Source organism: Actinocatenispora rupis (genome assembly GCF_016861975.1).
GTDB classification, from domain to species: Bacteria; Actinomycetota; Actinomycetes; order Mycobacteriales; family Micromonosporaceae; genus Actinocatenispora; species Actinocatenispora rupis.
On the sequence record NZ_BOMB01000010.1, the window covers coordinates 178,520 to 191,062 of the forward strand.

Genomic DNA, 12,543 nt, shown 5'->3' on the forward strand with positions numbered 1-12,543 from the left:
CGGCACCGCGACCTCACGGTACGAGGTCGGTCACGCCGCGGCCGGTCGTGATGTCGAACGGCACCGACGCCTGGTCGTGCGCGATCAGCCAGCTGCCGTCGATCTTCCGGAAGCAGAACGTGCCGCGCACCCACATGCCCTTCGTCGCCGTACCGTCGGGCAGGGTGCCGGACAGCCGGCCGAACGCGTGCCCGAACGCCACGTCACCGCCGACCACCACCGCCAGGTCCCGCACCTCGTACGCCACCTCGGTGAAGAACGCGAACGCACGCCTCCAGTTCGCCATCTTCGCCTCGATACCGACGTGCTGGAGCGGCGGCTCGACGTCGAACGACACCACGTCCGGCGTGTAGATCCGTTGCAGCGCCTCGATGTCCTTCGCCCCGATACCGGCCACGATCCGGTCGATCTGTGCCCTGATCGCGGCTTCGTCCGCCTCGTTGGGTGTCGCCATCGTTCGTCCCTCTTCCCGGTTGTGTCGAGCAGCCTTCCCCTCCTACGACGATGTACCGGCCCGGCATGTCAGGGCCCCGGCCTGACGATCCGGGGCGCCGCGTCGTCGTACCGGGTGAGGGCAGAGCCGACCGCGAGGAGCGCCGCACCATGACCGACCACCCCGACGACCGGTCCGCCACACTGCTCGGCGAGCGGCGGCAACTGATCAGCCTCGCGTACCGGCTGCTCGGGTCGCTGGCGGAGGCCGAGGACGCCGTGCAGGAGGCGTACGCCCGCTGGTACGCCATGTCGGCGGAACGGCAGGACGCCGTCGCCTCGCCCGGCGCCTGGCTGTCGACCGTCACCAGCCGGATCTGCCTCGACCTGCTCGGCTCTGCCCGCGCCCGCCGCGAACGGTACGTCGGGGAGTGGATACCCGAACCGCTGCCCGACGGCGACTGGGGGCGACCGGCGGCCGCCGTACCGGCGGATCCGGCCGACCGGGTCACGCTCGACGAGTCCGTCGGCATGGCGTTCCTCGTCGCGCTCGAATCGATGACCCCCGCCCAGCGCGTCGCGCTCATCCTCCACGACGTCTTCGGGTACGCGTTCGCCGAGATCGCCGACATCACCGGCCGTACCCCGGCGGCCTGCCGCGAACTCGCGTCCGCCGCGCGCCGCCGGGTCCGTACCCCCGGGGTGCACGCGGCGCCCGCCGAGAGCCAGGCCGACCTCGTGCGCAGCTTCAAACAGGCGTGGGAGGCCCGGGACATCCGCACCCTCGTCGGACTCCTCGACCCCGCCGCCACGTTCACCGCCGACGGCGGCGGCCTCGTCACCACGACGCTGCACCCCGTCGAGGGCGGCGACCGGATCGCGCAGTACATGATGGAGATCTCCGCCGCGCGGCCCGTCGACGTCACCCTGCTGGAACGGACCGTCAACGGACGGCCCGGCCTCATCGCACGGCTCGCCGACACCACCGTCGCCGTGTACGCGTTCGACGTCACCGACGACCGCATCACGCACATCTGGGCCGTCCGCAACCCCGAGAAGCTCCGCCCCTGGACCCGCCCCTGAACCCGATGGGCGGCGGCCCGCACCGCGGTTACGCTGCCGGGGCACCCACGTCGAGGAGGAGCCGTGCCCCAGGTCCCGCCGCCCACCGAGCGCCTCGCGTTCCGGCCCATGACCACCGACGACCTCGACGACATGGCCGCGCTGCTCGGCGACCCCGACGTGATGCGCCACTACCCCCGGCCCAGGACCCGCGACGAGGCCGCCGGCTGGATCGCCTGGAACCAGCGCCTGTACCAGCAGGAAGGGCACGGGCTGTGGATCCTCACCCTCCGCGCGACCGGCGAGTTCGTCGGTGACTGCGGCCTCACGCCGCAGGACGTCGACGGCGTGACCGAACTGGAGATCGGCTACCACGTGCGCACCGCGTACCAGGGCCGCGGCTTCGCCACCGAAGCGGCCGCCGCCTGCCGCGACTTCGCCCGCGACGTCCTCGCCGCGCCCCGCCTCGTCGCCATCGTCCGACCCGACAACGTGCCGTCCCAGCGCGTTGCCGAGAAGATCGGCCTCCCCTTCGAACGCGACGCGACCAGCCACGACCTCCCCGTCCGCCTGTACGCCGCCACCCCCATCCCCACCCCCCACTGACCCGTCCACCGCCCGCGCCGGCTTCCCGGTCCGTCCCCTTCGGGCGGGCCGGTCCCGCGGTCTGTCACCGCTGGCGGCGAGTCTGCGGGCCGCCACGGCCGAACGCGGTGCGTCCGGTTCCGCGCCGACCTGGTTCGGCTCCGTTGCGCCGATCCCGGTACTGCGGTGAGCGGTCCTGGCGTGCCGCGCCGCTGCCGCCTCGTGGGTCGTGTCCGGTCGGCGCCGCCGGTTGTGCTTCGCGGAGGCGTTCGACGGTCCGGACTGGTTCGCGGGACGCGCCGAGCCTGCTTCGGCTGTGTCGAGCCGTTTCCGATGCGGTCGAGGTCGAGGAGGGTGGCGCCGGAGAGCGCGAGGTCGGCGTCGCGCGGCCGGGCCCCGGCCGCGCGTACGAGCCGTGGCGGGGCGTGTCCGTGGTGTCGACGATGACCGGTTCACGGCAGGACAACCTGGGCGCCGTCGCCCCGTCCGGCATCGGTACTCCTGCCGACAGTCCCGCCGGTGTTGGGATTGTGTCAGGATCCGGGGCCGGGCCGTCTGGATCGCGTCAACGACCCTGCCGCCCCGCCCGTCCCGCGCCTGTACTGGACGTGTCGGTGCAGAGCGAGGACGGGTGGGCGATGGCCAGCGGATCGCACGGTTTCCGGGTCGTACGGTGGACGGGACGACGCAGGGCGACACCGGTCGGGATCAACCTCGCGTTGGGTGCGGCGATCGTCGTCGCCGCGGCGCTCGTGGCTGGGCTGCTGCCAGCCGACCGTACCGACGCGCGGCTCACGGTGGTGGCGCTGGGTGTCGCGGTGTTCGCCGCGGTCGGCGTGGACGTGCCGGCGGTCGCGGCCGCGGTGGCGTTCGCCGCGCTGGTGGTGAACGGTTTCCTCGTCGACCGGATGGGGGAGCTGGGCTGGCACGGCCGCGCCGACCTGGCCCGCCTCGCCGTACTGGTCGCCGCCGGGGTGGCCGGGTTCGTGGCCGGTGCGGCGCTGCGGTTGGGCCGGCGGCGACGCGGCGGTACCGGGGACGGGCCGGTCAGGCGGCGCGCGTCGGCTCCGCGTCCGCCGTACGCAGGTTCGTGATCAGGGCGGTGGACTTGCCGGCGAGCGTGGCCGCCACGTACCGGTCGACGAGCGGGAGACGCGCCAGCCGCAGCACCGCGCGCCGGATCCGTACCTGCCGGGTCGTCGACGGGACGAACCAGCGGGCGCCGCGCCGTGCCGTCCGCTGCCGGTCCGTCGCCAGCGGCCGCAGGTCCCGCTCGTACCCGCGCAGCGCGGCGTCCACCGTGCCGGCGCCCGCGAGGTGCCGCGCCAGCACGTACGCCCCGGTGATGCCGAGCGACGCGCCCTGCCCGGCGAGCAGCGACACCGCGTACGCCGCGTCGCCGAGCAGCGCGACCCGTCCGCGGTGCCAGGCCGGCACCTCGATCTGCGCGACCTGGTCGTAGTACACCTGGTCGGGCGGCGGGCAGGCGGCCAGCGCGCGCGGCACCAGCCACCCCAGCCCCGCGTACTCCCGGCGGACGGCGGCGCGCGGGTCGGCCGGCAGCGCCCGATCCGCGCTGCGGTGCACGCCGAAGACGGCGACGCGGTCGCCGTCCAGCCCGTAGAAGCCCATCTGCCGGTCGACCGTGTCGGTGAGGCAGAAGCGGTCGGCGATCTCGGCGCGCGCCGCGGCGTCGGCGAACACGTACGCCGAGGTGTGGTAGCCGAGGTGGCGCACGAACCGCTCCTCCGGCCCGAACACCAGCCGCCGTACGGTCGAGTGGATGCCGTCCGCGCCGACGAGCAGGTCGGCGTCGAGCGTGTCGCCGTCGGTGAGCGTCACGGTGATCCCGTCCGGCCGCTCGGCGACCGCGGCGGGGCCGGTGCCGTACCGCAGGTCGATCCGGCTCGACAGGCCCTCGCGCAACGCGGTCTCCAGGTCGGGCCGCATGACGCTGACCAGCCGCCCGCCGACCGCCGACGCGAACCGGTCGAACCGCAGCCCGCCGCGCCGCCGCCCCACCTCGTCCCGGTACGTCAGCTCGGTGACCCGGTGCCCCAGCTCCCGGATCCGCGGCAGCACGCCCATCGCCTCGGCCGCGTCGTACCCGGGGCCGAAGAAGTCGATCATGTATCCCTGGGTGCGCGGGCCGGGCGCCCGTTCCAGCACCGTGACGCCGATGCCGTGCCGGTCCAGGCACCGCGCCAGCGCCAGACCGGCGATCCCGGCCCCGCCCACGACGACCCTCATGACCTCCCCTTCCCGGTACGCCGGCGCGCGTCGCCGGTGACCAGCCTGCTCAGTACCGTCGCCGCCTCGTCCGGGGTCGGGCCGGGGACGAGCGGCCGGTGCAGCATCACGCCGTCGACGGTGGCGGCCAGCAGCGCCGCCGTCGCCTCGGGCGCCGCCACGCGCAGCGCCGCCAACCGGTCGGCCAGCAGCCGCCGGAAGCTGGTGACGAGCTCGCCCAGGTCGGCGCGCAGCGCCTCGTCGCGGGTCGCCGCCAGGTACGTCTCGGCGAACAGCAACGAGGTCGGATCCGTTCCGTCGTACGGTTCCAGCCCGGACACCAGCAGCGCGACCAGCTCGTCGGCCGTGCCGGCGGCCGCGAGGGCGGGCCCGAACCGGTCGAGCACGCCGCGCACCGCCGCCAGCGCCGCCTCCCGCAACAACGCCGGTACGGAGCCGAAGTGGTAGTGCACGACCCCCGCCGCCACGCCCGCCCGCTCGGCCAGCACCCGGGTACTCACCGCCGTCCAGCCGCGCTCGGCGATCAGCGCCGCCGCCGTGTCCAACAGCCGTTGCCGTACTTCGCGGCCACGGTCCGCGGTGGTCGGTGCCATCCCCATCCTCCGGGTCGATCGTACAGGTCATTCGACTTGGGCGAACGTCCAGACGGTAGCACGACCGGGGCCACGCCGCACCCGTACCGGCTTGTCGGCGGGTGACGCTGGTGGTTCTGGGGCCGCGTCGGCGACTCCCGCGGTCAGCGGTGCGGTGTCAACGGGCAGACCGCGGCGGCTCATCCGTGCTCGAAGCCGGCCGCTGCGGATCCGCAGTGTCCGAAGTGGACGGTGGCAGGTCCGCGGTGTCCGGAGTGGACGGCGGCGGGTCGGTGGTGCCTGAGGTGGAGGGTGATTCGTCGAGGGCGTCCGGAGTGGACGGTCGTGTGTGCGGAGTGGACGGTGATGCGTCGGGGGTGTGCGGCGGGGACGGTGGTGATGGGGCGGTGGTGCGGGAACGGTGACGGGGTGGCAGATGCCGGGTGAGGGCGAGGAGGGCGGCGACGGCCCAGACGGCCGCGACCGTGCCGGCGAGTCCGACGGGATAGTCCAGCGGCAGCGCCGACGGGTTGGTCGCCCGCCGTCCGAACCCCAGCAGGTACGGCAGCGCGTACAGGACGAGGACGGCGGTGACGACCAGCGCGCCGGTCCAGATCCGGCCGAGTCCGCGCAGCAGCCGGCCGGTGACCAGGACGGCGGGTGCGACGACCAGGTCGTGCCCGAGCAGTACGGCGACCGCGAAGACCAGGTACCACAAGGGATCGACGTCGGCGACGAGGCGTACCGCGCCGTAGCCGAGGGCGGCGAGACCGGCGGCGACGAGACCGACGCGTACCGCGGTCATGGCAGGACCTCCAGGCGGGTGACCCACTTCGTCTGCATGACGCCGGGGAGGTTGGGTGCGATGAGCCGGCACGGGTACCCGTGGTCGAGGTCGAGTTCGGCGCCGTCGAGCCGCATTGCCAGCAGGGACAACGGATCCCGGCAGGCCGCGGCGGGCAGGGTCGACGCGCGGTAGAGTCCGCCGCGCTGCACCGACTCGACCCGCAGCCGCGATCCGGGCGGGGCACCGACCAGCGCCATCAGGTCCCGGACGCGGACGCCGGTCCACCGGGCGCTGGCGCTCCAGCCCTCGACGCACGCGATCGGGAGTACCGCGCTGTGGTGGGGGAGTGCGGTGAGATCGGCGAGGGACAGCTCGCGGCTCCGCGGCCCCACCACCCGCAGCCGGTACTCCGCGCCCGCGCGCGAGACGCCCGCCTCGGTCGCGGACTTGTTGACGGGCAGGCCCTGCGGGCCGATGCCGGGCCGGCGCGGGGCGAGCACGTCGAGCCGGGACAGCGGCCGTACGGTCTGGCCGACGGTGGTCAGCGTGACGACGCCGATCGCGGCGCCGACCGTGGCGAGGAACGCGCGCCGCCCACCCGACGGTACTGGCCGGCGCAGCGCGCGGGCCACCACCGGCGCCTTGAGTCCACTGTGGACCAGCAGGGCGCCGGCCGCGACCCACGCCGTCCAGTGGTGCGCCACCGTGAAGAAGAACGGCATCGGCGCGTACCAGCGGGCGATGTTCAGCCCGCCGGACACGACCTCGGTGAGCGCCGAGGCCACGAGTACGGTGACGCTGAGCCGGCTCAGCAGGTGCCCGAGGTCGCGGACCGGCGGGCGCTCGAACAGCTTCGGGTACACCGTCCACAGTTTGGCCAGCAGCAACGGAACCAGCGCGATCCCGGTCGCCACGTGCAGCCCCTGGGTGACCCGGTAGAGCTGCACCGGCCGCGACGGCCACCCGAACCAACCGGGCGGGTGCTGCACCAGGTGGCTCAGGATCCCGGTGCCGAAACAGATCCCGAACCCGACGCCCAGCGCGATCCCCAGCGTCGCCGCCACCCGCTCGGTACGCACCGGCGACGCCGCGGCATCGTCCACGATGGACAGTGCGGCGCGCCCGCCTCGTACCACGGGTGCCGGAACCCGTCGCGCGGCCAGCTCCGCGGCCCGCCGCCGTCCGGCCACCGCCCGCCGGACCGCGGCGCCGGTCGACCTCGCCGCGGCACGCAGCCGGTGACGGTCGGCCCGCGGCCGGCACGGTGCGCGGCGGCGGGTCATCGCGGTGCCACCGTGGCGAACCAGCGGCCCGCCGCCGACCACCGGTCGAGTACGCGGAGGGCGGTGGCGTCGGCGATCCGCGGCAGGTCCGTGACCGACACGTACGCCCAGGGGAAGGGGTGGCTGTGCCGCCCGCCGTGCCGGAGCCGCAGCGTGCGGCGGGCGGTGGCGGTGCCGGGCGCGCCGACCTCGACGAGGATCGTGCCGGTCGGTGCGACGAGCCGGCGGCACCGGTCGAGCAAGCGGTACGGGTCGCCGCCGATGCCGATGTTGCCGTCGGCCAACAGTACGTGTCGCCAGCGGCCGGTGCCGGGCAGCCGGGCGTACACGGAGCGGTGCAGGGCGTCGGCGCCGCGCGCGCGGGCGAGGCGGACCGCGGTGGCGCAGGTGTCGATACCGAGCGCGGGGGTACCGGTGGCGGCGACGGCGGCGGTGAGCCGGCCGGGGCCGCAGCCGACGTCCAGGGTGGCGCCGGCGCACCGCTCCAGCAGCGTACGGTCCGCGGCGCCGGGCCCGGCCGTCCAGGCCTCGATGTCCACAGTGGACCATCGGTGGCCGGCACCGACCGCCAGCTCGGCGCGCCCGCCGGCGGCGGTGACGGCGAGAGCCGCGGCGTACAGGTCGGTGGGGGTGTCGGGCGGGGACGGGTCACCGGCCGGTCGAGCCGCCTCCGCGGTGATCGTGGACGTCATGCGACGACCTCCGCGGGCACGCCGAGTTCGGCCGTGACGGCGGCGGCGAACCTGCTGCCCGCGCGGGATCCGAGCGCGGCGGCCACCGTACGGGCGTCGGCGGCGGTGTCGACGTCGCGCAGCACCGGCAGGTCGGACACCCGGAGTCCGGTGCGCCGCAACGCGTCCGCGGTACGCGCGCCGGTCCGGTCGGTGGACATCGGTACGCCGCGCAGCGCCGCGCCGTACGCGGGGTCGCGGAGCCCGAGCGCCCACCACCCGCCGTCCTCCGCGGCACCGAGTACGGCATCCACTGTGGACAGTCGGTCGATCGCGGCGGTGAGCAGGCCCGGGTCCACCTGCGGCGTGTCCATCCCGATCAGCAGGCTGGCCGTACCCGGCCGGGCGCTGTCCGCGTACGCGTGGGCCAGCCGGTCGGCGAGCCCGGTGCCGCGCTGCGGCAGTACGGTGACGCCGGGCGGGACGGGGACTCCGGCGCCGTCGAGTACCAGGACGCGGCGCGCGGCCGGGGTGGCGGCGACGGCGTCGAGCGTGTCGGCCAGCGCGGCGGCGGCGATCCGGGCCGCCTGCTCCGGCGTGGCCGGCGGGCACAGCCGCGTCTTCACCCGCCCCGGCACCGGCGCCTTCGCGACCACCAGCAGCTGTGTCCTCATTGGACGGTCTCCGTCCGCAGCACGCGACCCATGTCCCGTACGGCACGGGCGGTCCCGCGCACGGTGCCGGTGACCTTCGACCGGGTGCCGGCCGCGCGCGGGCCGTACCGGACGTCGACCTCGTGCACCCGCCACCCCGCGGATGCCGCCCGCAGCACCATTTCCAGCGGGTACCCGAAGCGGCGGTCGGTCAGGTCGAGCCCGAGCAGCGCCGTACGCCGGGCGGCGCGCATCGGACCCAGGTCGTGCAGCGGCACCCCGGACCGCCGGCGCAGGACCGCGGCCAGGAACGCGTTGGCGCAGCGGGCATGCACCGGCCACGCCCCGCGTACGGTGCGGCGCCGCCGCCCGAGTACGAGGTCGGCCGCACCGGTGCGGACGGGGTCGGCGACGCGGTCGAGTTCGGCGGGGTCGAGCGAGCCGTCGGCGTCGGCGAAACAGACGATGTCGGCGGACGCGGCGCGCAGCCCGGCGTGCGCGGCGGCGCCGAACCCGCGCTGCGGCACGTCCACCACCGTCGCACCGTACGCGCGGGCCACGTCGGCGGAGCCGTCCGTCGAGCCGTTGTCGGCGACGATCGCCCGGTACCCGGGAGGGATCCGGGACAGTACCCAGGGCAGTGCGGCGGCCTCGTCGAGACAGGGCAGGATCACGTCGGTCATGGCCGGAACCTAGCCGTACCAACCCATCCACGACTCTTACGAACCGCGAACGCCGCGCCGCGGACGCTCCAGCGACCACCGATCGCGAACGTCGCTCGCATCCCTCGCGGCCGTGAACGTCCCGCAAACCTTACGAACCACGAACACCGCACCGCTGACGCTCCAGCGACCACCCGCCGCGCCGGTCGCGAACGTCGCTCGCATCTCTGCCGGACGGCGAACATCACGATCCACGAACGTCCGCCACGGCGCGCCCGGCGAAACGGCCGGCCGCATCCCCGACGTACCGCGAAGCGGCGCATCTCTTACGAACCGCGAACGTCCCGGCGGACCGGCGGTGCCGGCGGCGTTGCGGCGGCTAGGGTCGGCGGCATGACCGGCACCCTGCCCGCCGTGCGGGACGAGACGGCGGTACGGCGGCGGCGGATCACCGCGCCCGGTGCCGTACTCGCCGCGGGCGTGGTGCTCGTGGCGGCGAGCCGGATCGCGGGCGCGTGGGTGAACCGGACGCACGACCTGCTGCACATCGGCGGCACGTACCCGATTGCTGGGTCGTGGCGGTCGGCGTGGTCCTGGTGGCTGCCGGTCCCGGTGGTGGTCGCGGTGGCGCTGCTGGTGCTGTGGCCGCGGGTGGTGGCGCGGCTGCGCTGGGGTCGGCTGCTGGCGGCGGCGACCGTGGTGTCCGCGGCGTGGGCGGTCGCGCTGTCGCTGGCCGACGGTCCGGCCGGGCTCACCGGGCCGCTCGCCCCGTTCCAGCAGTACCCGCACGACGTGCCGCGGGTGACCGACCTCGGGACGTACCTGTCGACGTTCGCGCGGCACGTGGTGGATCCGGCGAACGGTCCGGTGTGGACGGTGCACGTCGGCGGTCACCCACCCGGCGCGCTCGGCCTTTTCGTTGTACTGCAACGGATCGGGCTCGGCGGTCTCGGCCCCGCCGCGGCGGTGTGCATCGCCGGTGGCGCGCTCGCGGTGCCGAGCGTGCTCGCGGTGACCCGGCTGTTCGGCGGTACGGCGACCGCCCGCCGTGCCGCGCTGTTCGTGCCGCTGGCGCCGGCGGCGCTGTGGGTGGCCACGAGCGCGGACGCGCTGTTCGCCGGGATCGGCGCCGCCGGGCTGTGCGCCCTCGCGTACGCGGCGGCCCGGCGCGGACCGTCCGCCGACCTGCTCGCCGCGCTCGGCGGCCTCGCCCTCGGCTGCTGCCTGTTCCTCTCGTACGGCCTTGCGCTGCTCGTCGTGCCGGCCCTCGCCGTCGTACTCGTCCAGCGCCGGATCCGGCCCCTGCTGATCGGTGCCGCCGTCGTACTCGCGCTGCTGGCGCTGGCGTACGCGGCGGGATTCGACTGGTGGCACGGGCTTTCGCTCGCCGCGGAACGCACCCGCACCGGCACCCGCGACGCGCATCCACCGACCGTCTGGCAGGACCGACCCACCTGGTACTTCGCGTTCGCGGACGTGGCCGCGCTGGCGGTCGCCCTCGGCCCCGCCGTACTCCTCGGGCTCGGTCGGCTGGCGGACCGGCGGATGGCGGTACTGCCGGCCGCGGTCGGGGTCGCGGTCCTTGCCGCGCTGGTGTCGGACCTGTCGAAGGGCGAGGTGGAGCGGATCTGGCTGCCGTTCGCCGTCTGGCTGCTGCCGTGCGCGGCGTTGCTGCCCGCCCGCCGGGCCCGTTCGATGCTCGCGGTACAACTGGGGTGGGCGGTGCTGATCGCCGTGACGGTACGGACCTGGTGGTGAGCGTGGTGGCGGCACGGACGGCCCGGGTACTGGTGGTCGACGACGATCCGACGGTGTCGGACGTGGTCCGGCGGTACCTCCAGCGGGACGGCATGGACGTCCGGCTCGCGGCGGACGGGCCGGCGGCGCTGGTCGAGTTCGCCGAGTACCGGCCGGATCTGGTGGTGCTGGACCTGATGCTGCCCGGCATGGACGGCATCGAGGTGTGCCGGCGGATGCGTGCCGGCGCGGACGTGGCGGTGATCATGCTGACCGCGCTCGGCGAGGAGTCCGACCGGGTACTCGGCCTGTCCACCGGCGCGGACGACTACGTGACGAAACCGTTCAGTCCGCGCGAACTGGCGCTGCGGGTGCGTTCGGTGCTGCGCCGGTCGTACCGGCCGGACGAGGGGCCGACCCGGCTGGTGGACGGCGACCTGGTGGTGGACGTCGCGGCGCGGACCGCCACGCTGGGCGGCGCCGTCCTCGCGCTGACCGTCCGCGAGTTCGACCTGCTGGCGTTCCTGATGCGGCACCCGGGCCGGGCGTACCGGCGGGCGGAGCTGCTGGAGGAGGTGTGGGGGTGGACGTTCGGCGACCACTCGACCGTGACGGTGCACGTACGGCGGCTGCGGGAGAAGGTCGAGCCCGACTCGTCCGCCCCGAACCGGATCGTCACCGTCTGGGGCGTCGGCTACCGGTACGAACCGGCCGTGCCGTGACCGTACCGGGGGAGGCGTCATGACCGACCGGGTCCTCGTCGTCCTGATCGCGCTCGGCTGCTCGCTGGCGGTCGCGCTGCCCGGCGCCGCCGTACTGCGACGGTCCGGCCGCCGGTCGGTCACCGCGCACATCGCCGTCCTCGTCGCGGTCGCGGTGCTCGCCGTCGTCGCCGGCGTCGTCGGTACGGCGCTCGCCATGTTCATCTCGCCGCACGACCTGGCCGTACTGCTGACCGTGGTGGCGGTGGCCGGCGCGGTGAGCCTCGCGGTCGCGTCGTGGCTGGGGCGCCGGCTCGCCGCGGACAGCGTGTGGGCGGCCGAGGCGCGCGAACGGGAGCGCCGCGTCGAGGCGAGCCGCCGCGAACTCGTCGCCTGGGTCAGCCACGACCTGCGCAGCCCGCTCGCCGGGCTGCGCGCGATGGCCGAGGCGCTGGAGGACGACGTGGTGTCGGACGCGGCCACGGTCGCCGACTACCACCACCGGATCCGGGTGGAGACCGACCGGATGGCCGGGCTCGTCGACGACCTGTTCGAACTGTCCCGGATCAACGCCGGCGCGCTGCGGCTGACGCTGTCGGCGGTGTCCCTCGGCGACCTGGTGTCCGACGCGATCTCCTCCGCCGCACCGTTGGCCGCCGCGAAGCGGGTCCGGCTCGTCGCCGCCGCCACCGGCTGGCCCGTTGTACGCGGCAGCGAGCCCGAACTCTCCCGGGTACTCGCGAACCTGCTGCGCAACGCGATCCGGCACACCCCACCGGACGGCACCATCAGCCTCACCGGCGGTACGGACCCGGCGGGGGGCTGGTTCGCGGTCGCCGACGCCTGCGGCGGCATCCCCGAGCGGGACCTGCCGCGCGTGTTCGACGTGGCGTTCCGCGGCGAGGCCGCCCGTACGCCGCGGCCCGCCGGCGGTGGTGGCCTGGGCCTGGCGATCGTCCGGGGCCTGGTCGAGGCGCACGCCGGTCGCGTCACCGTGGCCAACGAGGGCCCCGGCTGCCGGTTCGAGGTCCAGCTCCCCGCCTGACCCGGACCGACGCTTCGGGTGCGCGCCGGCCACCTCCGCGCGTCGCCGGCCGTCCGCCCGATCCCGCCGAGCCACCCGACGAGGTACGGTGGGCGCCGGTGCG

14 protein-coding genes are annotated in these 12,543 nt (G+C 75.2%); 6 read left to right on the forward strand and 8 right to left on the reverse strand.

The genetic code is table 11. From position 1 onward, the window contains the following. Positions 1-13 precede the first annotated feature (13 nt). Positions 14-454, reverse strand: coding sequence for a YybH family protein (locus Aru02nite_RS08990; RefSeq protein ID WP_203656557.1), 441 nt, complete (start codon positions 452-454; stop codon positions 14-16). Positions 455-519: 65 nt separating this feature from the next. Here Aru02nite_RS08990 and sigJ point away from each other — a divergent pair, with 65 nt between their 5' ends. The 3 genes from sigJ to Aru02nite_RS09005 all read left to right on the forward strand — a co-directional run bounded on the left by sigJ (position 520) and on the right by Aru02nite_RS09005 (position 3,173). Next, on the forward strand, positions 520-1,515 hold the full coding sequence (sigJ, locus tag Aru02nite_RS08995) for an RNA polymerase sigma factor SigJ (protein WP_239076546.1): 996 nt from the start codon (positions 520-522) through the stop codon (positions 1,513-1,515). Positions 1,516-1,578: 63 nt separating this feature from the next. Then, entirely contained in the window at positions 1,579-2,100 is a 522-nt protein-coding gene (locus tag Aru02nite_RS09000) for a GNAT family N-acetyltransferase (RefSeq protein ID WP_203656559.1), read from the forward strand. Between the two features lie 593 nt (positions 2,101-2,693). Next, on the forward strand, positions 2,694-3,173 hold the full coding sequence (locus Aru02nite_RS09005) for a hypothetical protein (RefSeq protein WP_203656561.1): 480 nt from the start codon (positions 2,694-2,696) through the stop codon (positions 3,171-3,173). Here the strand turns inward: Aru02nite_RS09005 and Aru02nite_RS09010 are convergent. The 7 genes from Aru02nite_RS09010 to Aru02nite_RS09040 all read right to left on the reverse strand — a co-directional run bounded on the left by Aru02nite_RS09010 (position 3,127) and on the right by Aru02nite_RS09040 (position 8,978). Beyond that, a complete protein-coding gene (locus Aru02nite_RS09010) occupies positions 3,127-4,329 on the reverse strand; it encodes an FAD-dependent monooxygenase (protein WP_203656563.1) in 1,203 nt (400 codons plus the stop codon). The two genes, Aru02nite_RS09005 and Aru02nite_RS09010, sit on opposite strands and share 47 nt — an antisense overlap. Next, positions 4,326-4,922 carry a TetR/AcrR family transcriptional regulator gene (locus Aru02nite_RS09015; protein ID WP_203656565.1) on the reverse strand — a complete coding sequence of 199 codons (597 nt, stop codon included), beginning with the start codon at positions 4,920-4,922 and terminating at the stop codon, positions 4,326-4,328. Before Aru02nite_RS09015 ends, Aru02nite_RS09010 begins: the two co-directional genes overlap by 4 nt. A gap of 157 nt (positions 4,923-5,079) precedes the next feature. Further along, complete coding sequence (locus Aru02nite_RS09020; protein WP_203656567.1) at positions 5,080-5,706, reverse strand: hypothetical protein; 627 nt, start codon at positions 5,704-5,706, stop codon at positions 5,080-5,082. Continuing rightward, a complete protein-coding gene (locus Aru02nite_RS09025) occupies positions 5,703-6,791 on the reverse strand; it encodes a molybdopterin-dependent oxidoreductase (RefSeq protein ID WP_239076548.1) in 1,089 nt (362 codons plus the stop codon). The genes Aru02nite_RS09020 and Aru02nite_RS09025 overlap by 4 nt, the downstream gene beginning before the upstream one ends. A gap of 176 nt (positions 6,792-6,967) precedes the next feature. Beyond that, a complete protein-coding gene (locus tag Aru02nite_RS09030; RefSeq protein WP_203656571.1) occupies positions 6,968-7,663 on the reverse strand; it encodes a class I SAM-dependent methyltransferase in 696 nt (231 codons plus the stop codon). Next, the gene (locus Aru02nite_RS09035) at positions 7,660-8,316 is read right to left on the reverse strand and encodes a TIGR04282 family arsenosugar biosynthesis glycosyltransferase (RefSeq protein WP_203656572.1); all 657 of its coding nucleotides are present in this window, start codon (positions 8,314-8,316) and stop codon (positions 7,660-7,662) included. Before Aru02nite_RS09035 ends, Aru02nite_RS09030 begins: the two co-directional genes overlap by 4 nt. Continuing rightward, positions 8,313-8,978 (reverse strand): glycosyltransferase family 2 protein, encoded by a 666-nt coding sequence (locus Aru02nite_RS09040; RefSeq protein ID WP_203656575.1) that lies wholly within the window; start codon positions 8,976-8,978, stop codon positions 8,313-8,315. The genes Aru02nite_RS09035 and Aru02nite_RS09040 overlap by 4 nt, the downstream gene beginning before the upstream one ends. Before the next feature lie 372 nt (positions 8,979-9,350). Here Aru02nite_RS09040 and Aru02nite_RS09045 point away from each other — a divergent pair, with 372 nt between their 5' ends. The 3 genes from Aru02nite_RS09045 to Aru02nite_RS09055 are packed head-to-tail and all read left to right on the forward strand — an operon-like array spanning position 9,351 to position 12,440. Next, positions 9,351-10,715, forward strand: coding sequence for a hypothetical protein (locus Aru02nite_RS09045; protein ID WP_203656576.1), 1,365 nt, complete (start codon positions 9,351-9,353; stop codon positions 10,713-10,715). 5 nt (positions 10,716-10,720) lie between these two features. Beyond that, positions 10,721-11,416 carry a response regulator gene (locus tag Aru02nite_RS09050; RefSeq protein ID WP_239076550.1) on the forward strand — a complete coding sequence of 232 codons (696 nt, stop codon included), beginning with the start codon at positions 10,721-10,723 and terminating at the stop codon, positions 11,414-11,416. A gap of 19 nt (positions 11,417-11,435) precedes the next feature. Then, the gene (locus tag Aru02nite_RS09055) at positions 11,436-12,440 is read left to right on the forward strand and encodes a sensor histidine kinase (RefSeq protein ID WP_203656577.1); all 1,005 of its coding nucleotides are present in this window, start codon (positions 11,436-11,438) and stop codon (positions 12,438-12,440) included. Positions 12,441-12,543: the final 103 nt, after the last annotated feature.